17 protein-coding genes, 2 pseudogenes and 1 riboswitch are annotated in these 21,656 nt (G+C 68.7%); of the genes and pseudogenes, 14 read left to right on the top strand and 5 right to left on the bottom strand.

Annotation, left to right across the window (positions count from 1 at the left end):
- The first annotated feature begins 61 nt into the window (after window positions 1-61).
- The 7 genes from AB0436_RS07410 to AB0436_RS07380 all read left to right on the top strand — a co-directional run bounded on the left by AB0436_RS07410 (window position 62) and on the right by AB0436_RS07380 (window position 8,791).
- Window positions 62-262: a hypothetical protein gene (locus tag AB0436_RS07410; RefSeq protein ID WP_366466736.1), complete on the top strand. Its 201-nt coding sequence runs from the start codon at window positions 62-64 to the stop codon at window positions 260-262.
- Window positions 263-406: 144 nt separating this feature from the next.
- On the top strand, window positions 407-1,285 hold the full coding sequence (locus tag AB0436_RS07405; RefSeq protein ID WP_366466735.1) for a DMT family transporter: 879 nt from the start codon (window positions 407-409) through the stop codon (window positions 1,283-1,285).
- A 113-nt stretch (window positions 1,286-1,398) separates the two neighbouring features.
- On the top strand, window positions 1,399-3,204 hold the full coding sequence (locus AB0436_RS07400; RefSeq protein ID WP_366466734.1) for a thiamine pyrophosphate-requiring protein: 1,806 nt from the start codon (window positions 1,399-1,401) through the stop codon (window positions 3,202-3,204).
- Between the two features lie 94 nt (window positions 3,205-3,298).
- Window positions 3,299-4,417: an enolase C-terminal domain-like protein gene (locus AB0436_RS07395; RefSeq protein WP_366466733.1), complete on the top strand. Its 1,119-nt coding sequence runs from the start codon at window positions 3,299-3,301 to the stop codon at window positions 4,415-4,417.
- Window positions 4,418-4,455: 38 nt separating this feature from the next.
- A complete protein-coding gene (locus tag AB0436_RS07390) occupies window positions 4,456-7,626 on the top strand; it encodes an FAD-linked oxidase C-terminal domain-containing protein (RefSeq protein ID WP_366466732.1) in 3,171 nt (1,056 codons plus the stop codon).
- A 142-nt stretch (window positions 7,627-7,768) separates the two neighbouring features.
- Window positions 7,769-8,161: a nuclear transport factor 2 family protein gene (locus AB0436_RS07385; protein ID WP_366466731.1), complete on the top strand. Its 393-nt coding sequence runs from the start codon at window positions 7,769-7,771 to the stop codon at window positions 8,159-8,161.
- 9 nt (window positions 8,162-8,170) lie between these two features.
- Window positions 8,171-8,791, top strand: coding sequence for an L-threonylcarbamoyladenylate synthase (locus AB0436_RS07380; protein ID WP_366466730.1), 621 nt, complete (start codon window positions 8,171-8,173; stop codon window positions 8,789-8,791).
- Window positions 8,792-8,849: 58 nt separating this feature from the next.
- Here the strand turns inward: AB0436_RS07380 and AB0436_RS07375 are convergent, their stop codons facing one another.
- Together AB0436_RS07375 and AB0436_RS07370 are read right to left on the bottom strand one after the other, a co-directional pair.
- Window positions 8,850-9,635 (bottom strand): transglycosylase SLT domain-containing protein, encoded by a 786-nt coding sequence (locus AB0436_RS07375; protein ID WP_366466729.1) that lies wholly within the window; start codon window positions 9,633-9,635, stop codon window positions 8,850-8,852.
- 4 nt (window positions 9,636-9,639) lie between these two features.
- Window positions 9,640-9,829, bottom strand: a riboswitch (cyclic di-AMP (ydaO/yuaA leader).
- Window positions 9,830-10,334: 505 nt separating this feature from the next.
- A pseudogene (locus tag AB0436_RS07370) lies at window positions 10,335-10,680 on the bottom strand (FCD domain-containing protein); the annotation flags it as partial.
- Between the two features lie 221 nt (window positions 10,681-10,901).
- On the opposite strand from AB0436_RS07370, the gene AB0436_RS07365 reads away from it, so the two are divergent.
- The 4 genes from AB0436_RS07365 to AB0436_RS07350 are packed head-to-tail and all read left to right on the top strand — an operon-like array spanning window position 10,902 to window position 15,027.
- Complete coding sequence (locus AB0436_RS07365; protein WP_366466728.1) at window positions 10,902-11,861, top strand: dihydrodipicolinate synthase family protein; 960 nt, start codon at window positions 10,902-10,904, stop codon at window positions 11,859-11,861.
- On the top strand, window positions 11,858-12,802 hold the full coding sequence (locus tag AB0436_RS07360; RefSeq protein WP_366466727.1) for an ROK family protein: 945 nt from the start codon (window positions 11,858-11,860) through the stop codon (window positions 12,800-12,802). Before AB0436_RS07365 ends, AB0436_RS07360 begins: the two co-directional genes overlap by 4 nt.
- Entirely contained in the window at window positions 12,799-13,485 is a 687-nt protein-coding gene (locus AB0436_RS07355; RefSeq protein WP_366466726.1) for a putative N-acetylmannosamine-6-phosphate 2-epimerase, read from the top strand. Before AB0436_RS07360 ends, AB0436_RS07355 begins: the two co-directional genes overlap by 4 nt.
- Window positions 13,486-13,545: 60 nt before the next feature.
- Window positions 13,546-15,027, top strand: a complete 1,482-nt coding sequence (locus AB0436_RS07350; protein WP_366466725.1) for a sialate:H+ symport family MFS transporter — start codon at window positions 13,546-13,548, stop codon at window positions 15,025-15,027.
- A 75-nt stretch (window positions 15,028-15,102) separates the two neighbouring features.
- Here the strand turns inward: AB0436_RS07350 and AB0436_RS07345 are convergent.
- Window positions 15,103-17,067, bottom strand: a pseudogene (locus AB0436_RS07345) (heavy metal translocating P-type ATPase); the annotation flags it as partial.
- Between the two features lie 93 nt (window positions 17,068-17,160).
- Between AB0436_RS07345 and AB0436_RS07340 the strand changes: the two are divergent.
- From AB0436_RS07340 to AB0436_RS07330, 3 genes are all read left to right on the top strand, one after another.
- Entirely contained in the window at window positions 17,161-17,580 is a 420-nt protein-coding gene (locus AB0436_RS07340) for a metalloregulator ArsR/SmtB family transcription factor (RefSeq protein ID WP_366466724.1), read from the top strand.
- 46 nt (window positions 17,581-17,626) lie between these two features.
- Window positions 17,627-18,844, top strand: coding sequence for a cation:proton antiporter (locus AB0436_RS07335; RefSeq protein WP_366466723.1), 1,218 nt, complete (start codon window positions 17,627-17,629; stop codon window positions 18,842-18,844).
- 284 nt (window positions 18,845-19,128) lie between these two features.
- On the top strand, window positions 19,129-20,391 hold the full coding sequence (locus AB0436_RS07330; protein WP_366466722.1) for a glycoside hydrolase family 3 N-terminal domain-containing protein: 1,263 nt from the start codon (window positions 19,129-19,131) through the stop codon (window positions 20,389-20,391).
- 17 nt (window positions 20,392-20,408) lie between these two features.
- Here the strand turns inward: AB0436_RS07330 and AB0436_RS07325 are convergent, their stop codons facing one another.
- Together AB0436_RS07325 and AB0436_RS07320 are read right to left on the bottom strand one after the other, a co-directional pair.
- The gene (locus AB0436_RS07325; protein ID WP_366466904.1) at window positions 20,409-21,266 is read right to left on the bottom strand and encodes a hypothetical protein; all 858 of its coding nucleotides are present in this window, start codon (window positions 21,264-21,266) and stop codon (window positions 20,409-20,411) included.
- Window positions 21,267-21,380: 114 nt separating this feature from the next.
- Window positions 21,381-21,581, bottom strand: a complete 201-nt coding sequence (locus AB0436_RS07320) for a hypothetical protein (protein ID WP_366466721.1) — start codon at window positions 21,579-21,581, stop codon at window positions 21,381-21,383.
- Between the last annotated feature and the right edge of the window lie 75 nt (window positions 21,582-21,656).

Here is a 21,656-nt window from a genome sequence, read left to right as displayed (position 1 = left end):
CGACGGGTACTCCAGATCACGACCAATACCCACAGAACGGACCTATAGGCAGGTGAGGACGGTGCCCGAACCCGGCAGCAAGAAGTACGACGCACGCCGCGCTCGTCTCCGCAAGGAGGCGGAAGACAGCGGGACTCCCGACCGGCAGGCGAACGAGGCAGCCAACGAATCGCTGCAGGAAGACCCGCAGTGGCAGAGCAGTGGCCCGCGCACCGAGCGTGGTTACGGGCCGAAGGGCGAGCCTTCCCAGCGGCGCGACTGACGGGCGCGACTCCGCCCGCCCTGACCTGCCGCCACGGTGCTCTTACTGGAATGGCGCGGCCCCGATACCGCTTCCCTGGGTACCCCGGTGGAATGGTGAGCAGAATCCTGCTCATACCACTGACCGAAGGGAGGACGGGTTCTCGTGGTCTACCTCTTCGGGCTGATCTCCGCCTGCCTGCTCGGTCTCGGCTTCGTGCTGCAGCAGCACGCCGCCGAACAGGCGCCCGTCAGCGATGCTCTCTCCTTCCGTCTGCTGTGGGACCTGGTACACGTTCCGCTGTGGCTGGGGGGTATCGGCTGCATGGTGGCCGGCCAGATCCTCAGCGCCGTCGCCCTCAGCAAGGGAGACCTCTCCAAGGTGGAGCCGCTGCTCGCCACCAACCTGCTGTTCGCCATGGCGCTCGCCCGCAGGACGAGCGGTCAGAGTCTGGGCAGGTCCGGTTGGGCCGGCGTGCTGCTGCTCAGTGGCGGGGTGGCCGCCTTCATCATCGCAGGGCGGCCCACCGGCAGTTCCGCGCAGGTCGGCCCGCTGCGGCACTGGCTCGTCATCGGCCTTCTCACCGGACTGGCACTCGTACTCGTCGCCATCGCCCGCCATCTGCCGTTCTTCGAGGAACCTCCCCTGCTGGCTGCCGCCGCCGGAATTCTTTACGGACTGCAGGACGCCCTCACCCGGGTGTCCAGCCAGCTCGTGCATCACTCGGGGGTGGCCGGCCTGCTGACGAGCTGGAAACCGTACGCAGTCGTCGCCCTCGCCGTCACCGGCCTGATGCTGGTTCAGAGCGCCTTCGAAGGGGGCCCGCTGCGCATGTCCCTGCCCGCGCTCACGGCTGCCGAACCGCTTGCCGGAATCGTCTGCGGCATCGGCTTCCTCGGAGACCGGCTGCGCACCGATGCCGTCGCCCTGGCCTGGCAGACCATCGGGCTGATCGCGGTGGTCGTCGGCGTCTACGTGCTCGCGCGCCACCCGGCCATGCCCGGCTCGGCGGCCCCCCCGCCCGACCCTGCCGAGGAGGGCTGACCACACCGTCGCCCGGACAGCGGTTTTGTTTGCGCCGTCGCGTCCGGGTAACTCGGAGGAGGTTCTGCCGGTTCTGCCGGTTCTGTTCCTGTGAACCATGAATGGGAGAGGCCATGCCAAAGGTTGCCGACTTCATCCTCCAGCGTCTCAGCGAATGGGGCGTGAAGCGCGTGTACGGCTATCCGGGTGACGGCATCAACGGGTTCCTCGGCGCGTACGACCGGGCCGAGGGCAACCCTGAGTTCATCCAGACCCGGCATGAGGAAATGGCCGCGTTCATGGCCTGCGCCCACGCCAAGTTCACCGGCGAGGTCGGCTGCTGTACTGCTACGTCGGGGCCCGGGGCGGTGCATCTGCTCAACGGGCTCTACGACGCCAAACTCGACCACCAGCCGGTGGTGGCGATCGTCGGTCAGCAGAAGCGGCTCTGCCTGGGATCGCACTACCAGCAGGAGATCCACCTGGACCGGCTCTTCGCGGATGTCTCCGAGTTCTGCGAAATGGTCGTGCACCCGGGGCAGGCGCGACACGTCGTGGACCGTGCTTTCAAGACGGCGCTGACCACCCGTGGTGTGGCCACAGTGATCGTCCCCGAAGACATCCAGGAGGAGGAGGCCCAGCCGTCCCCGCCCAAGGCGCACGGTTCGGTGTTCTCGAGCGTCGGCTGGAGTCAGCCGCGGGTACTGCCCAACGAGGACGAGCTGCGCCGGGCGGCGAGCGTCCTCAATGAGGGCAGCAAGGTCGCCATTCTCGTCGGACAGGGCGCCGCCAAGGCGCAGTCCGAGGTCATCGAGGTCGCCGAACTGCTGGGAGCAGGTGTGGCCAAGGCCCTGCTCGGCCGGGAGGTGCTGCCGGACGATCTGCCGTTCGTCACCGGGCCGATCGGGCTGCTGGGCACCAAGGCATCCGACAACATGATGCAGGAGTGCGACACCCTGCTCATGATCGGCAGCAGCTTCCCCTATGCCGAGTGGCTGCCCGACGAGGGCCAGGCCCGCGGCGTCGAGATCGACATCGACGGTCGCATGATCGGCATCCGTTACCCCATGGAGGCCCACCTCATCGGTGACTCCAAGGAGACTCTGCACGCTCTGATCCCCCACCTGCGGCGCAAGGAGGACCGCAGCTGGCGGGAGAAGATCGAGAAGGACGTGCGGGAGTGGAACGACGTCTGCGAACGCCGCGCCGACCAGCACTTCGGCAACACCATCAACCCGCAGGCGGTGGCCAGTGAGCTCTCTCCGCTGCTTCCCGACGGCGCCCTCGTCACCGCGGACTCCGGCTCCGGCACCAACTGGTGGGCCCGGCACCTCAAGCTGCGCGACGGCATGCGGGCCTCTCTCTCCGGCACCCTCGCCACCATGGGCCCCGGCGTGCCGTACGCGATCGCCGCACGGTTCGCCTACCCGGACCGGCCGGTCATCGCGTTCGTCGGCGACGGTGCCTTCCAGATGAACGGCATGAACGAGATGATCACCGTCAAGCGGTATCTCGACCGGCTCGCCGGAACCGCGCCGTTCATCTTCTGCATCTTCAACAACCAGGACCTCAACCAGGTCACTTGGGAACAGCGGGCGATGGCCGGCGACCCGAAGTATCCCGGCTCGCAGTACATCCCGGACGTGCCGTACGCCCGCTACGCCGAGCTGCTCGGGCTGAAGGGCATCTACTGCGACCAGCCGAAGAAGGTCGGCAAGGCCTGGGAAGAGGCGCTGGCCTGCGATCGGCCGGTGGTACTGGAGTTCAAGGTCGACCAGGAGATCGCCCCCATCCCGCCGCACATCATGCTGGAGCAGGGCAAGAAGGCCGCCAAGGCGGCCGTCCACGACCCCGAGAAGGTCGGCATCGCAGCCCGTGGGATGCGGCAGAAGCTGACGGAGTTCGCCGAGCGTCTCCCCGGGCGCGGAAACGAGGAGTGACACCCGGTCGCGTTTACTTCCCGCTGTTCCGGACACCCCGGAAGAGCCTCCGTCACCCGTGGCGGGGCGCAGCGGGAAGGGAGCGACCGTGGGCGTGGAGCGGACGATCGATGCGGTGGAGGTGCACGCCTTCGAGGTTCCGACGGACGGGCCGGATGGCGTGGAGCAGGACGGGACACTGGGGTGGGACTCCACCACCATGGTGCTGGTCGAAGTGCGCAGCGGGGGCACCACCGGGATCGGTTACACCTACGGGGACGTCTCGGTGGCCTCCTTCATCGAGTCGAAGCTGGCTTCCACCGCTCTGGGGAGCTGCGCGCTGTCCCCTCCGGCGATCTGGCACCGCATGTTCGCCGGGATCCGTAACGCGGGGCGGCCCGGCGTCGGCGCCATGGCGGTCTCCGCGGTGGACGTGGCGCTGTGGGATCTCAAGGCCAGACTGCTGGAACAGCCGCTGACCGCCGTGCTGCCCGCCTTCCACGACGAGGTACCGGTGTACGGGAGCGGAGGTTTCACGAACTACCCCCCGGAACGGCTCGCCGATCAGCTCTCCGGCTGGGTCGAGCAGGGCATCGGACGGGTCAAGCTCAAGACGTCCCGCCGACCGGACGAGGATCCCGGACGGCTGTCGGCGGTACGCCGGGCGATCGGCGACGGGCCGGAGCTGTTCACCGATGCCAACGGTGCTTTGACAGCGAAGCAGGCGCTCTACTGGTCCCGGCGTTTCGCCGAGGAGTGGGGGGTGACCTGGTTCGAGGAGCCGGTGAGCTCCGCCGACTTCGAAGGACTGCGGTTGGTGCGTGAAAAGGGGCCGGGAGGGCTGGATGTCGCGGCCGGCGAGTACGCCTTCGTGCTGCGGGACTTCGTCAATCTGATCGAGGCCCGCGCAGTGGACTGCCTCCAGGCGGACGTCACCCGGTGCGGGGGGATCACCGGTCTGCTGCACGTCTCGGGGCTGTCCGCGGCACACCTGATCGATCTTTCTGCGCACTGCGCCCCCGCGGTCTCCGCGCATGCGTTCTGCGCGGTCGACAGGCTCCGCCATCTGGAGTACTTCCACGACCACGTGCGGGTGGAGCGGATGGTTCTCGACGGCACGCTCTCCCCCGTCGGGGGCGCGCTCCGGCCCGACACCGGCAAGCCCGGTCTCGGGCTGGAGGTGAAGTGGACGGACGCGGAGCGGTACCGCGTCCATGGCCGCCGGCCGGCCTGAACATGGCAGAACGTCATCTTCGAGAGGGACATACGGACATGTCGAGTACACCGCGGCGAGCGACGCAACAGGTTCCGGCCAAGACGGACCCCGGCCTCGCCGGTCCCCCGCGAGCCCGCGAGACCATCGCGGTGGGGAAGCTGGAGCGTGCGCTGCGCAAAGCCGTGCGCGGCGAGGTGCGCTTCGACAACGGCACCAAAGCGCTGTATGCCCAGGACTCGTCCAATTACCGTCAGGTGCCGATCGGTGTGGTCATCCCCCGCACGCTGGACGACGTGGTGGCCGTCCACCGGATCTGCCACGAGTTCGGCGCGCCGATCCTGAACCGCGGCGGCGGCACCAGCCTCTCCGGCGAGACGGTGAACTACGCCGTGGTCATCGATCATTCCAAATACCTGACCGACATCGGGGAGTTCGATCCTGCCGCCCGCGTGGTGACCTGCCAGCCCGGAGTCATCAACGAGGAGCTCAACCGGCACACCGGTCAGCGGAATCTGGTCTTCGGCCCCGACCCGTCCTCCCACTCGCGTTGCGTGATCGGCGGGAACCTCGGCAACAACTCCTGCGGTATCCACTCCGTGCAGTCCCAGCTCTACGGACCGGGCCCGCGCACCTCCGACAACGTACACGCGCTCGAGATCGTCACCTATGAAGGTGAGCGGTTCTGGGTGGGCGTCAACGAGGAGAAGCAGCTCGACCGGATCATCGCGGACGGCGGCCGCAAAGGGGAGATCTACGCGGCTCTGCGCGCATTGCGTGACCGGTACGCCGACGTCATCAGGGAGGGCTACCGGTCGGTCGATGAGATGCCGCGTCGGGTGTCGGGCTACAACCTGGACGAGTTGCTCCCCGAGAAGGGTTTCAACGTGGCGCGCGCCCTGGTGGGCACCGAAAGCACCTGTGCCACCGCGCTGCAGGCGGTGCTCATGCTCACGCCGGCCCTGCTGCAGCGCACCCTTGTCGTGGTGGAGTATGACGAACTGGCCGACGCGGCCGAGCACTGCGAGGAGATCGTCGAGCGTTTCCGGCCGATCGGTCTGGAAGGGCTCGACCATGAGCTGATCCGGGACCAGCAACTGCAGGACATGCATGTCGACGACATCGAGGAGCTGCCCCGCCTGGGCGGCGCAGCATGGCTGCTGGTCCAGTTCGGAGCAGACACCACCGAGGAGTCCGTGTCCCGGGCGGAAGCCTTCATGGAGTGGCTGACCACCGAGAAGGGGTATGCGCGCGACCGGATCGTCATGGCCAGGAGCGCTCAGGAGGGCGGCAACAGCGGCGATCTGTGGGCCATCCGGGAAGGCGGCCTCGGATCCACGGCGTTCCCGCCGGACGGGAAGGATCACTGGCCCGGCTGGGAGGACTCAGCCGTACCGCCGAGCAGGATCGGCGAATACATCAAGGCGTTGCGCAAGGTCATGGACAAGCACTCCATCACCGGAGCGATGTACGGCCACTTCGGGCAGGGCTGCATTCACTCCCGGCTCAGCTTCGACCTTCGGCACGCCGACGGCCTGGCCACCTATCGCGCCTTCATGGAGGACGCCGCCGACCTCGTCACCAGCATGGGTGGCTCGCTGTCCGGCGAGCACGGTGACGGTCAGCAGCGAGCGGAACTTCTGGAGAAGCAGTACGGCACGGAACTCGTGACCGCCATGCGTGAGTTCAAGCGGATCTGGGACCCGCAGGGAAAGATGAACCCCGGCAAGGTGGTCGATGCGTACCGGCTGGACGAAGACCTCAAGCTGGGCACCGACTACAACCCACCGCGCCCGCAGCTGAAGTTCGCCTATCCGGAGGACAACGGCGACTTCGCTCACGCGACCCTGCGGTGCGTCGGCGTCGGCAAGTGCCGCGTCCCCGACGCACAGACCACGATGTGCCCCAGCTATCAGGTCACCCGCGAGGAGAAGCACACCACCCGGGGGCGGGCCCGCATGCTCTTCGAGATGCTGCAGGGCGACGTGATCACCGACGGCTGGCAGTCGAAGGAAGTCGCCGAATCCCTCGACCTGTGCCTCGCCTGCAAGGGATGCAGCAATGACTGCCCGGTCAACGTGGACATGCCCACCTACAAGTCGGAGTTCCTGCATCACCATTACCAGTCACTGCGCCGCTGGCGTCCTCGCTACGCCTACGCGTTCGGCTTCATCGACCAGGCGGCGCGCATCGCTTCCCGGCTTCCCGAGGTCGCCAACTTCGTCACGCACACTCCGGGTCTTTCCCACCTCGCCAAAGTGGCGGCCGGTATCGACCGGCGCCGACCGCTGCCGCGCTTCGCCCCCATGACGCTTCAACAGTGGTTTCAGCGCCGTGGCGGCACGGTCAACCCCGGCGGTCGACCGGTGGTGCTCTTCCCCGACACCTTCAACAACCACTTCCACACCGAGGTGGGGGTCGCCTGTGTGGAAGCCATCGAAGCCGCCGGCTGGCAGGTGATCATGCCGGAGGGACATCTCTGCTGTGGTCGGCCACTGTACGACTACGGCTTCCTGGACACCGCCGAACGTTACCTGCACAACGTCATCGACACGCTGCGCGAGCACGTGCGCGCCGGCACGCCGGTCGTCGGCATGGAGCCCAGTTGCCTGGCCGTCTTCAAGGACGAACTGAGCAAGATGCTGCCGCACGACGACGACGCCGCCCGGCTGGCCCGTAACTCCTACCACTTCGCGGAGTTCTTCCGCGCACACGACATCCGGCCCCCGAAACTCGAGGGCAACGCCCTGCTGTGGGGCCATTGCCATCAGCGGGCGACCGGCGGCATGACGGCCGAACAGGAACTCCTGCAGGACATGGGACTCGACGTCGACAACCTCAAGGGCGGCTGCTGCGGGCTGGCCGGCTCGTGGGGGTTCGAGGACGGCAAATACGAGATCTCCATGGACTGCGGCGAACAAGCCCTGCTCCCCGCCGTACGCCAGGCCGACCGCGACACACTCGTCGTCGCCGACGGCTTCTCCTGCAAGACGCAGATCCAGCACGCCGGCACCAAGCGCAAGGCCCTGCACACCGCCGAGGTCATGCGGATCGCTCGGCAGAACGAGACCCATCCCGACCGGAAGAAGCGATCGCGTCACGCGGACCGCCGCCGCCCGTCCCCACCGGCGGCAGTCCGCGTGACGCGCACCGCTCTGCCGGCGCTGCTGGGCGCGGTACTGCTGTGGACGGGTCGCCGCGCGGCCCGAGGTACGCGCAACTCGGGGTAGCGATCCGCCCGACCGGGCAGCTGATACGACGATATGTGTGGATGATGGTGGTTGCGGGCACTCGTGGGACATGAGCGCCTCAACGGAGACTCAGACGCAGCCGACCGGCCCACCGAGCACGGAGAGCACTCCCGTATCGGTGGTGGACACCTTTCTCAAGGCGATCAATACCGGGGATCTCGCCCAGCTGTTGAGCTGCTTCTCCGCGACGAGTGTGATCACCGACGCGGGGCGGCGCATCAAGGGCCTGCAAGCCATCACCCAGTGGGCAGAAGAGGAGTTCCTCCTGCCGCACGGAACGCTGACCGCCACCGACTCGCGGCCGGTGTGCGGACTCCCCGGCGACACCGTCGTCGAGGCCCGGATCAGCAGCGCCCACCACAACGGTCGCAGCCGGCTCCTCATCACCGCGATAGGCGACACGATCGCCTACCTCAAGGTCCGGGCCGACGTGTCGGCAGACGACGCTCCCGCGAGCAGGCCCGGGCTCGGAGCGGGCACGTCTTCATCCGGGCGAGGCCGCAACGGGCCTTAGACTCGGCGGATGGCGAAGTATTTCGACGTGCACCCCGACAATCCTCAGCGGCGCACCATCAGCACGGTGGCCGACAGCATCCGATCCGGTGCGCTCGTCGCGTATCCGACGGACTCCTGCTACGCACTGGGATGCCAGCTGGGCAGTCGTGACGGCATCAGCCGGATCCGGTCGATCCGGAACCTCGACGACCGTCACCACTTCACACTGGTGTGCCAGAATTTTGCGCAACTGGGTCAGTTCGTGCATGTCGACAACGACGTGTTCCGCGCGATCAAGGCAGCGACACCCGGCAGTTACACCTTCATCCTGCCCGCGACGAGGGAGGTGCCGCGCCAGTTGCTGCACCCCAAGAAGAAGACGGTGGGTGTCCGGATCCCGGACCACCCGGTCGCTCAGGCCCTGGTCGCCGAGCTCGGCGAACCGCTGCTCTCCAGCACCCTCCTGCTGCCCGACGAGGAGGAGCCGCTGACCCAGGGCTGGGAGATCAAGGAACGGCTCGACCACGTGGTGGATGCCGTGATCGACTCGGGCGACTGCGGCACCGAGCCGACCACGGTCATCGACTTCTCCGGCGGCGAGCTGGAGATCGTACGCCGGGGGGCGGGCGACACCGACCGGTTCGAGTAACCGGGCCGGTGCCCTCCCGCACCATCGTCCGCTTGCCGCCCGATGGGTGACGGTCCCGTCAGTACGGGCCGTTCACGTTGTCGATCGAGCCGTACATCGCGGCAGCGTAGTTGCACGCGGCGGTGATATTGGCGACCGGGTCGTAGATGTCCATCGACGTGCCCGCCACGTGGTAGGTCTGGAAGGTGGGAGCGATGACCTGCAGCAACCCCTTGGATGGGGTTCCGGCGGCCGCGTTGGAGTCGTAGTTGTTGATCGCCTGCGGGTTGCCCGAGGACTCGCGCATGATGTTGCGGTAAATCCCGTCGTAGGTGCCGGGAATACCCTTCGCGGCCATGACGTCCAGCGACTCCTTGATCCAGCCGTCCAGGTTGTCGGAATACGTCTTGGCGGACGCGGGGACGGCGCCGGTGCTCGCACCGCTCTGCGCTGACTTACTGGCGGTGGTCGACGCGGTTCCCTGGGAGTCGTCCGTGGACTTCGACTTCTCGGCCTTCGCGCCGAGCGTCAGCGTGAGACCGGGCTGGATCAGCGACGGGTCCTCGCCGATGGCCTGCCGGTTGTCCCGGTAGAGCTTCTTCCACCCGCCGCTCAGGTCATGGGCACGTGCGATCTTGAAGAGCGAGTCGCCGGCCACCACGGAGTAGGTCTCGGGGGTGTCCTTGTGGGCAGCGGTAGTCGCCGGCGCCGAATCGGCGGGGGCGTGGTGAGCGACCGGCGCCGCTTCCGCAGTGGTAGCCGCCACCAGGGGGAGTGCGAGCGCGGCGCCGCCGGTGCCCACGGCGACGAGACGCCGGGCAAGCGGGGTGCTCTTCGGACGACGGTGCTTGGCCTTTGCAGCCATGACGAATTCCTCTCCGTCGCCTACGGGGTGAGCTGTCGGGTTCGGGCTGGAGAAGCCCGGCCGCACGAATGCGACTTCACCCCGAGCCGATCTCGTACTGCGATCGGCGAACTTACCTGGGTCCCCCGCTCCTGCCGTGCGTGAGTGGGTGAGTGCGGTTTCCGGACAGTGGCAGGATTCGGCGTTCCGTCCGGGGTGACGAGAACGTAAGCGAGAACGTCGGGATGAAACAAGTCCGGAAATGACGTCGACATCTCGTTTGCGAATTCGACCATGGAAATATGCAGCCGCTCCCGCGCTGCTGTCGAACTCAACTTTCTTTCCTGGCAGGCGAAGTGAGCAAGGGAGCCGGTGCTGCGGCGCACTCCCGGGCGTGACTCACTTCACAGACAGGGCAAGATCCGGCCCCTCAAGCGCGTGCAGAGAATGACAAATTGATGCATTGCACCGCATGAGGACTTATAGAATGAGACAGTCAAATCGCCCATTTCGGCCGCGAATGCCGTTCACCTGCGCGCACCGGAAGGAGACTGTCCGCCGACAATTGATCGCTTCCCTTTGCGACTGAACACGTCGCCCGGATCAGCCGACTGTGAGTCAAGAGCCCTTTTGTGATCGGTCATTTGTCGCGAGGAATTCCGTCGGCCGGTTCAACACTTCGGCGTGGGTGGTTAATTCAGCTCAGCACACCGATGGCGGCTACCTGCAGGGCCGGCCGGAGACGGATCCCGGCGGCAGCCGGTCTCTGATTCCATCGAATGCGTCCGCATCGCGGAGGCCGCGCGAGGCCCATCGGCAGCGGCGATGGCGTCGACGATCTCCCGGTGATGGGCGAGGGTCGTGGCCGGGTCTTGGTGGGCATCGCCGACGTCGTCACGCACCTGGTCCAAGGCAGCCCAGAAGGGGTCGAGTACCTCGCTGAGGAGGAGGGCGCGCGTTCCATGGCTGATACGAGTGCGCGCGCCCGGAGGCCCTCGGCCGGCACCGACGCCGCAACGCCGTCGATCAGACCGGTTTCCAACGCCTCACGTACATACAAGAGTTCATACGCCAAGAAGGTGCCCGGGGAGCCCGGGGAGAGCCCGCAATCCGGGATCAGCTACCGGATGCGGGACCGGTGACTCTTGACGTTTCCTGCCGGCCGGGGACTACTCTAGCGCCAGACATAGGACATCAGACGTCCCATGTCGCACACAGCCACCACGATCGTGCGCGTTTCCGCGACCGACGACGCTTCCGCGCCCAGCAGCACCAGGAGTAGTACCCATGCCTCTGACCGCCCCCCTTCGCGGGGTCGTCCCGCCCGTCTGCACCCCGCTCGATGCCACCGGCGAGGTCGACACACAGTCGCTCTCCCGACTGGTCGAGCACCTCGTCGGCGGAGGCGTGCACGGCCTGTTCGCGCTGGGGTCGACGAGCGAGGTCGCCTATCTCACCGACGCGCAGCGCAGCACCGTCCTGGAGACCGTGGTGCGCACGGCAGCCGGCCGGGTGCCGGTGCTCGCCGGCGTCATCGACGCCACGACACCGCGGGTGAGCGACCATGCTCGCGTCGCGGCCGGGCTCGGCGCGGACGCGATCGTGGCCACCGCGCCCTTCTACACGCGCACCCACCCCGCCGAGATCGCCCGGCACTTCCGCCGTATCCGGGAGAACATCGACCTGCCGCTGTTCGCGTACGACCTTCCCGTGTCCGTGCACAGCAAGCTCTCCACGTCCCTCATACGCGAACTCGCCGAGGACGGCACGCTGGCCGGTCTCAAGGACAGCAGCGGCGACGAGGGCGGGCTGCGTCGCCTGATCGTCGAACTCGGTGGCCGCGGCGGGCGCGAGGAAGGCCCGGCGCCCCGCTTCAGCGTTCTCACCGGTTCCGAACTCACCGTGGACGCAGCCCTGCTGGCGGGCGCCGACGGCGTCGTTCCCGGCATCGGCAACGTGGACCCCGCGGCCTACGTCCGCTTGTACGAGGCTGCGCTGGCCGGCGACTGGACCCGGGCCGCCGAGGAGCAGGAACGCCTGGTCGAACTCTTCGGCATCGTCGATGTCGGCCCCGACGCGGAGATGGGACGCAGTTCCTCGGCGCTCGGTTCCTTCAAGGGAGCTCTGCGGCTGCTCGGCGTCATCGACTGCGGTGACACGGCGTTCCCGCAGATCCAGCTCAGTGCCGCATCGCTCGCGCTCGTCGGCCGACGGCTGCACGCAGCCGGACTGATGCCGGCCCGATGAACAGCGTCCTCGGCTCCGTGGCGGGGCCCGTGATCGGACTCGATCTGGGCGGTACGAAGATCGCTGCCGCCCTGGTCGGAACGGACGGGAGCGTCCTCGCCCGGTACAGCCGGCCGACTCCGTCCAGCGCGGGCGCCGATGCCGTGCTCGACGCGCTGTGCGCCGCCGCCCGGGCCGTCGACCGCGGCGCGACCGCGATCGGTGTGGCGGCAGCCGGAGTCGTCGACGCGCGTTCCGGCACTGTCACCAGTGCGACGGACTCGATCCGCGGGTGGGCGGGTACCGCGCTCGGACCCGGCCTCGCCGACCGCACGGGTCTGCCGGTCGCCTGTGACAACGACGTCCGCGCCACAGCGGGGCCCGAACTGGCAGCCATCGGCGGCGACAGCGCCTCCCTGCTGTTCGCCGCCATCGGCACGGGGGTCGGCGGCGCCCTCGCCTGTGACGGGCGCATGCTGCACGGCGCAGCCGGCATCGCCGGGCATCTGGGCCACCTGCCGAGCCCGGAGGCCGCCGGTCTCGACTGCACCTGCGGGGGCGCCGGGCACCTCGAGGCCATCGCGTCGGGGCCAGGCATCACCCGCCTGTACCGGCGCCTCGGCGGACGGCCCGTCGACCGGTTGCAGACCGTCGCGGAGCGGGCCGGCGAAGGCGACCGAAACGCTGACCATGCCATCGCCACCGGAGCGCGGGCCGCAGGCCGCGCGCTCGGTGGGCTCGCCAACGCCCTTGGCCCCGACCGGGTTGTCATCGGCGGCGGTGTACCGCAGATCGGCCCCCGCTACTGGGAAGCGCTGAGCGACGCCTTCATGGGCGAGCTGATGCCACCGCTGCGTCATCTGTGCCCCTCGCCGCCACGTCATGGCCCCGACGCCGCCGTGCTCGGCGCCGCCGCCCTCACCACCGCTGTGTTCCTCCACCGACCGGGAAGTCACCCATGAGCAGTCCGTCCCCAACACTCGCCCGCACGCTCGAAGGCCGGCTGATCGTGTCCTGTCAGGCCCCGCCAGGTGACCCCATGCGGGAGACCGCCACGCTCGCCCGGCTCGCGCAGGCCGCGGAGGCGGGCGGGGCAGCGGCGATCCGTGCCAACGAACCCGAGGTGGTGGCCGCGGTGCGGGCGTCCGTGGATCTTCCGCTGATCGGGCTCTGGAAGGACGGCGATACGGGCGTGTACATCACCCCCACCGTCCGCCACGCCCTGGCGGTCGCCGAAGCGGGAGCCGACGTGGTGGCCGCCGACGCCACGGACCGCCCACGCCCCGACGGCAGCACGTTCGCCCAGCTCGTCGAGGCGGTTCACGCTGCGGGCGCCCTGGTGATGGCCGACGTGTCGACCCTGGCCGAGGGCATTGCCGCCGCGGCCCAGGGTGCCGACCTGGTGTCGACCACTCTGTCCGGATATGTCACTGGATCTCCGCAGCAGGACGGCCCGGATCTGGATCTGGTCGCCGCGCTCGCCGATGCGGTGGACGTGCCTGTGGTCGCCGAGGGCCGCATCCGTACTCCGCAGGAGGCGACCAAAGCCCTCGCTCGGGGCGCCCACAGTGTCGTCGTCGGCACAGCTATCACCGCTCCCACCGCCTTGACCAGCAAGTTCGTCTCAGAGCTGGCCCAGCGATAACGCATCCCCGCCTGCAGACATCGCCTCATCGTCGAGTCCGTCCGGCATTCTGGAGACACTGTGCACAACAAAGCTCAAGCTCAGCTCCGCTGGTACCACGAGATCTCCCGCCCCCGGTGGAAGTCGTTCTTCGCCGCCTGGATCGGTTATGTCCTCGACGGCTTCGACTTCGTCGTGATCACTCTGGTCCTCACCGAGATCAGTGACGAGTTCCACCTGAGTACGGTGCAGGCCGCCAGCCTGGTGTCCGCCGCGTTCATCACCCGCTGGCTCGGCGGAGCGGTACTCGGAGCCCTGGGCGACGGGTACGGGCGCAAACTGTCGATGATCGTGAGCATCCTGCTCTACTCGCTCGGCACCTTTGCCTGCGGGCTGGCCTGGGACTACACCAGCCTGTTCGTCGCGCGGCTCGCGATCGGCATGGGCATGGCGGGCGAGTACAGCGCCAGCGCGACCTATGCCATGGAGAGCTGGCCGACCCGACTGCGCAACCGGGCCAGCGGCTTTCTGATCTCCGGCTTCTCCGTTGGTTCGGTGCTGGCCGCCCAGGCGTACAAGTGGATCGTTCCGACGCTGGGCTGGCGCTGGATGTTCTACATCGGTCTGGTGCCGATCGTGGTCGCCCTGTGGCTGCGGCGTGCACTGCCGGAGGCTCCCGAATGGAGCGAGCGGGTCAAGGCGCGCGCCGCCAAACCGAATCCGTTCCGCCCCCTCTTCGCCACCACGGGCCGGGCCACGGCCAACACCGTGCTGGTGGTCGTCGCGACCGTCACCCTGTTCGCCGTCTTCACCCCGACCGGTGCGGGCCTGGTACCCGTGCTGTCCGTACTGGCCGGCGTGAGCCTGATCGCGCTCGCCGTCCAACTCGGCGGACGGCGCGGCTGGCTGTTGTACGTCTCGATGATCGTGACCGTCTTCTTCGCCTTCCTCTACACCTGGCCCATCCAGGCCCTGCTGCCGACGTATCTGAAGTCGGAGCTCGGCTACTCCCCCGGCCAGGTCAGCGACGCCCTGTTCTTCGCGGGCTTCGGGACGATGGTGGGCTGCTGGCTCGCCGGATTCGTCGGCGACCGGATCGGCACCAAGAAGGCGTACGCGTTGACGCTGCTGGCGTCACTGGTCTTCGTGTTCCCGGTGTTCGCCGTCAAGAACAACCTGCTGCTGCTCGGCGGCCTGCTGTTCGTGCTCCAGGCGCTCAGTTTCGGCATCTCGGGCCTGCTGCCGCGCTACATCGGCGGCCACTTCCCGACCGAGAGCCGGGCCGCAGCACTCGGCTTCACCTACAACGTCGGTGCGCTGGGCGGTGCGGTGGCCCCGGTGCTCGGTGCCCATCTGGCCTCGGGCATGCCGCTGGGCCGCGCGCTCGCCGTACTGACCTTCGCCGGCACGATCCTGGTCGTGCTGCTGGTCGGCTTCGACGTCCCGGCCCGGCTCAACCGGCTGACGGACCCCGACGGCATTCGCGACCACCTCGCGGCGGAGCTGCCGGACTTGTCGGACGCTCCGCTGCCGGTCGGGAACAGCTGCTCCCCGGGCGACTGAGCGGCGCGCGGCGGCGTTCTGCTCATCCTGGCCGCGATGGGCGACGGCTGCGGGAGTCCGGTGGGCCGGGGCGGCTGCGCGGCGCCAGGCGGCGTCGCGCAGCAGGCGCAGACCGTTGAGGCCGACGATGACGGTGGAGCCCTCGTGGCCGAGGACGCCGAGCGGGAGCGGCAGGTGTCCCAGCAGGTCCCAGACGACCAGGCCGGAGATGAACACCCCGGCGATGAACAGGTTCTGCACGACCAGCCGCCGCGCCGCGCGCGACAGTGCGATCACGGTGGGTACGGTGGCGAGTTCATCGCGGACGATGACGACGTCGGCGGTTTCCAGGGCAAGGTCGGACCCGGCGCGGCCCATGGCGATGCCGGTGTGCGCGGCGGCGAGCGCGGGGGCGTCGTTGACGCCGTCCCCGACCACCAGCACCTTGTGTCCCGCGTTCTGCAAGGTACGGACCGCGGTGACCTTGTCCTCGGGCAGCAAGCCGGCACGGACGTCGGTGATACCGGCCTCGGCTGCGAGGCGGGCGGCCGCGCGGGCGTTGTCCCCGGTCACCAGGAGCGGCGGGCCGACGGTGAGCGCGGCGAGGGACGCGACCGTCGCGGCGGCGTCCGGACGCAGTCGGTCGGCGATGCCCAGCACGCCGACCGGGGCACCGTCGCGGTGCACGAGGAGGGCCGTACGGCCGTCTTCTTCCAGCGTTTGTGCCATCTCGCGGGCCCGGTCGGCTGCCGGACCCGATGTGCCCTGCAGCAGCCGGGCGGGCGCGCCGACCGCGATGCTGCGGCCGTGCACGGTGGCGCTGATCCCGATGCCCGGCGCAGATACGAACTCGTCGGCGACGGGCAGCTCCAGGCGACGGTCCCGGGCGGCGTCGAGGACGGCGCGGGCGAGCGGGTGTTCGCTGAAGTGCTCGGCGGCCGCCGCCAGGGCCAGCAAGCCGTTTTCATCAAGGCCGCTGTCGCCCAGGGGACGGAGGTCCGTGACGCGGGGTGTTCCTTCGGTGAGCGTGCCGGTCTTGTCCAGTGCCACCGCATCTACCTGGCCGATGCGTTCCATGACCACGGCCGACTTCACCAGGACGCCATGGCGTCCGGCGTTGGCGATCGCGGAGAGCAGGGGCGGCATCGTGGCCAGCACGACCGCACACGGGGAGGCGACGATCATGAACGTCATCGCCCGCAGCAGACTGCTGGTCACGTCGGCGCCGAACCCCAGCGGGACCAGGAACACGGCCAGGGTGGCAGCGACCATGCCGAGCGAATATCGCTGCTCGACCTTCTCGATGAAGAGTTGGCTCGGGGCCTTGGTCCCGGAAGCCTCCTCCACCATGGCCACGATCCGCGCGATCACCGAGTCGGAGGCATCCCGCTCGACGACGACCCGCAGCGCCCCGGTGCCGTTCAGCGTCCCGGCGAAGACCTCGTCCCCGGCCCCTTTCACCGCGGGCAGCGGCTCGCCGGTGATGGTCGCCTGGTCGACCTCGCTCGCCCCGTCCAGGACCCGGGCGTCCGCCCCGACGCGTTCGCCGGGCCGGATGAGCACGGTGTCGCCGACCGAGAGATCGTCGGTGCGGACCGATTCCTCGCGGCCGTCCGCAGTCAGACGGGTGGCTGTGGTGGGGGCCAGGTCGAGCAACCCGCGCACGGCGTCCTGGGTACGGGCGGTGGCCAGCGCTTCCAGAGCGCCGGACGTCGCGAAGATCACGATCAGCAGCGCGCCGTCCGTCACCTCCCCGATCGCGGCTGCCCCGAGCGCGGCCACGATCATCAGCACGTCCACGTCAAGGATCTTCGCCCGCAGGGCCTGCGCCCCTGACCAGGACGGCTCCCAGCCGCCGGTGAGGTAGACGAAGACGTACAGCGGCCCCCAGGACCAGGACGGGCCCCCGGTCAGCTGGAGCGGCAGCGCGATCAGGAACAGCAGCAGCGCGGTTCCCGCCCAACGGGCCTCCGCCAGCGCGAACACCCGCGTCCGCCGCCTCGGTACCCCGGACGCGGTGGGGGCCGTCGGCCCGGGAGGCCGGCTGAGAGCAGAACGCATGACAAAGCGACCCTTCACGGGCAGGAAAGCGACACCACCACCATACAGGAACACCTGAACAGGTCTTCATATGTCGTAGGTAGGATGAGGCCTATGGGTCACCGAGCCGAGGACAGGAGCACCGCCACCCCACGCGAACGTCTGGACGCCGTGGGGACCTCCGACGTCGCGGCAACGCTCCAGGCCCTCGCCACACCGTCCCGCCTGCGCATCCTGGCCCGGCTGCAGGAAGGCCCGTGTGCGGTGGGCGACCTCGCCGAGGCCGTCAGCATGGAACCGTCCGCCTGCTCCCACCAGCTCCGTCTGCTGCGCAACCTCGGGCTGGTCACCGGCGAGCGTCGAGGCCGTTCGATCGTGTACGCGCTGTACGACCACCACGTCGCCGAACTGCTCGACCAGGCCCTCTACCACGTAGAGCACCTGCGTCTCGGACTGACCGATGCCGCCGATGAGCAGAGATCGCCGTCGCCGCGAAGCGCGTTCCTCCCGAAACTCACCCCGCCGCAAATCTAAACTCTGCTCGAGCTCGAGGAATGCCCAGCCCGGAAAGCAGGGTGCCATGCTTGCCGTCGCGGTCATCGCCGGGATTCTGTTCGTCTGGACGCTTCTTTCCCATCGACTGTCTCGCTGGAGCATCACCGCACCGATCGCCATGATGGCAGCGGGCATCGCCCTGACCCATGGCGACGACCCGCCGCTCCACTTCGACCTGGACACGAACGCTTTCGAGCACATGGTGGAAGTCATCCTGGCTCTGTTGCTCTTCGTCGATGCCATCGAAGTCCCGGGAGGAATCCTGGGCAAGGAGAAGAGCATCGTCGCGCGCCTGCTCGGCGGCGCCCTGCCGCTCACCCTGTGCGCGGCGTTCCTGACCGCTGTCGCCTTCTTTCCGGACCAGCCGGGCTGGATCCTCGCGGTGCTGGCCACGGTCGTCGTCCCCCTCGATCTGGCGCCCACCGCGGGCATTGTCCGTGACCGCAGGATTCCGGGGCGCCTGCGTGAAGTTCTCAACGTCGAAGGGGGCCTCAACGACGGTGTCATCTCGCCGGTCTTCCTGCTCTGCATCGCCGCCAGTGTCGAAGCGCACGGCACGGGCACGCACTACAAGGACGCTCTGCTCGAGGCGCTCGGCGCGGCCACCTGGGCCATCGCCACCGGCCTGGTCGTCGGCTATGCGGCAGGGTGGCTGCTGCGCCAGTCGTGGTCGCACGGCTGGATCCGGTCATCGGCGATGAGACTGGGGGTGCTCACCGTTCCGGTGGCCGCATACACCCTGTCGGGCGCGCTGGGCGGTAACGGGTTCATCGCCTCCTTCGTCGCAGGGGTGTGCTTCGCCCCGGCGGCACGGCGGCTCCCGGAAAACGCGGTCACGATGACCGATGACCTGGTCACCCTGATGACCATCGCGCTGTGGTTCCTCTTCGGACAGATCGTCAACGACGAGTTCTGGGACGGATTCCAGTGGTCGGTGATCCTCTACGCTCTTCTCGCCGTCACGCTGGTCCGTATGGTCCCGATCCTGTTGGCGCTCATCGGGACGGGGATGAACCTCACGGACAAGCTCTTTCTGGGCTGGCTGGGACCACGAGGCGTGACATCCATCGTGTTCGGGTCGCTCGCGGTCATCGACCTGCCCGCTCGGGAGGGTGACTTCATCGCCCGGGTCATGACGATGACCGTCATGCTCAGCATCGTGCTGCACGGGCTGAGTTCCGAGCCGATCGGCCGCTTCTACGAGCGCTCGGGGAACGCCCGGCCGGCCGCTGCCACCGGCTGACCCGGGGCGCTGTCGTCCCTGGCTGATCCCGGCGGCGTTCACCCGGCCGGCGCAGTGGGGGCGCGTCCGTCGTCTCCCCCGTCGCGAACAGCACGTCCCGTCCGCCGCCTCGTTCGCCGGGCGTCCGCGGGCCCCGAAGCGGCGGGCCGGCCGCCGGTCGAGGTCCGGGGCACCAGTGGCCGGTTCTGCGGGATCAGCATTCTGTCGGGAGGATGGCACTGTCGAGATCCATGGTCCGTGGTGAAGAGCCGTCAGACATTCGCCGAGCACGAGGAGGAACGCCGGTGTCCCGCGCCGCAGGATTGAAGTCACGTCTGGTCGTTCTGCTGCTGGGGACAGCGATCACCGCCACCGCATGCGGCGGTGGCGGCAGTGCCGGTGGCAGCAGCAGTGGATCGACCCGGTCGACCGCCACCGCCGAACGCTCGTCGTCCCCCACTGGAGCCTCCTCGTCGGCCGCTGAATCTCCGTCCCCCGGTGCGGCGGCCGGCGGCAGCTGCGTCAGCCGGGTGCTGGCGGGCATGACGACCGCTCAGCGCGTCGGTCAGCTCTTCATGTCCGCGGTCAGCAGCTCGGGGCCGACCGCTACGGAGCTGGACGTCCTGCGCCGCGACCACGTCGGATCGGTCATCCTGATGGGGCATACGACCAAGGGCGCGGACAGCGTCAAATCCGTCACCCAACGTGTGCAGTCCACCGCCCCGAAGGTGGCCGGAACCCAGGTCGGCATGCTCGTATCGGCCGACCAGGAAGGCGGTCAGATCCAGGTGCTCACCGGCCCGGGCTTCTCCACGATGCCCAGCGCGGTCACCCAGGGAAGTCGGCCGACCGCCCAGTTGCAGCAGAACGCCACGCAATGGGGACGCCAGTTGAAGGGGGCGGGCGTCGGTCTGAACCTCGCCCCGGTCGTCGACGTGGTGCCCGCCGACCAGACATCGGTCAACCAGCCGATCGGTGTCCTCTCCCGGGAGTACGGCCACACCCCCGCCACCGTCGCCCGGCAGTCCTCGGCATTCGTACGGGGCATGGGCAAGGCCGGCGTGCTCACCACCCTGAAGCACTTCCCCAGTCTGGGCCACGTACGCGGCAACACGGACTTCTCGGCCGATGTCACCGACGACGTGACGACGGTCGACGGCGAGTTCATCCAGACGTATCGCTCGGGCATCCGGGCCGGCGCGCAGTTCGTGATGATCGCCCTGGTCAGCTATACCAAGATCGACCCCCACCAGCTGGCGGTCTTCTCACCCAAGGTGCTGCGCACCTTGCTGCGTGACAAGGTCGGGTTCCACGGCGTCGTCATCTCCGACGACATGGGCAAAGCCGTAGCCGTGCAGTCCGTCCCGGCCGGACAGCGGGCCACCGGCTTCCTCTCCTCCGGCGGGGACATGGTGCTCACCGTCGACCCGTCCACGGTCCATGCGATGACGTCAGCCGTCCTCGCCAAGGTGAAGAGCGATGCGGCTTTCCGGAAGAGCGTGGACGCAAGCGTGCGGCGGATTCTCGCTGCCAAGGCTGCCGCCGGGCTGCTCAACTGCCCGAGCTGACCCGCCCGGCTGACGGCTCACGGCGTGGCGCCAATCGCCCGGGCCGGGGAATCCCGTCCCTCGTCCGGCGGGGCCGTTGCCTCACCGAACCGGGCCAGAGCGAGGGCGCCCGCCACTGCCACCGCGAACCCCGCGATGGCCAGCCACCCCAGGCCGTCCCGGGTCCGGTCGCCGAGCCACACCACACCGACCAGCGCCGGGCCGATGGTCTCGCCGATCACCATGCCCGCTGTGGCCGTGGTCACCGAGCCGCGCTGCAAGGCGGATGTGAGCAGCAGGAACCCCGCACCACCACCGATGAGCAGGGCGTACAACGCCGGATTGGCGAGGTCGGCCGAGTCGATGAGCCGGACCGCCACTTCGACCACGCCGAAACCGATCCCCGCACCGAGGCCGAGGATCAGGGCACGGCTTCTGCCGGGGAGTCTGCCCGCCGCCGCGCCGACGAGAAGAACAGCCAACGCGATGCCCAGCATCGACCAGCGCAGAGTCATCGATCCGGCGGTGTCGCCCTCCGCCCCGGAGGAGAGCCCCAGCATTCCGAGTCCGGCGCACACGACACCGACCGCTCCCCATTCGGTACCGGTGAGGCGCACACCCAGTACCCGAGCGGCGACGACCGCGGTGACGGCGAGGCTGGCGGCGAGGGCGGCTCCTACCGCGTAGATCGGGATCGACCGCAGGGCAATGATCTGGAGCACGAACCCGAGCCCGTCGAGCCCGAGTCCCAGGATGTAGCGCCACTGACGGAGCGCGCGCAGCAGCAGCGCCGCGTCGAGACCCGAGCCCGATCCGGGGGTGGAAGCAAGCGTCGCGGCAGCCTGAAACACGGAGGCGGTGCCGAAGCAGACAGCAGAAGCGAGCGCGCAGATCATCCCGGGAAGCACACAGGGACTCTACGGGAGAGCCCGTTGCGCGGACCGGCATCCACGGAGGGCAGCGCCCCGGTGGTGCACATGTGAACCGGGCGTGCCCGGCTCCCGGCCGGCCTAACCCACCGCAGCGATGACCAGGGCGGCGGTGACGCCCACCAGAGCGCAGAGCGAACCGGCCGCCGCCATGGCCACGGCTCTCGCCTCCACCATGGTCACGTCCTCGCCCTCGTACCGGGTACGCCCCAGGTCCCAGACGGCCTGAATGAGTAGCGCCGCGCCGACAACTCCGAAGATCACAAACATGACATCGATCACGGTCGCTACTTTCCATATTTTCATCTCCGTACCGCGACTCCGCGCCGTGCACGACCCCACTTCGGACCCGGTCGG

The organism is Streptomyces sp. NPDC051322, from assembly GCF_040689485.1.
Lineage (GTDB): Bacteria > Actinomycetota > Actinomycetes > Streptomycetales > Streptomycetaceae > Streptomyces.
The sequence above is the reverse complement of the archived record's forward strand: the minus strand, read 5'-3'. Positions and strand labels throughout refer to the sequence as shown.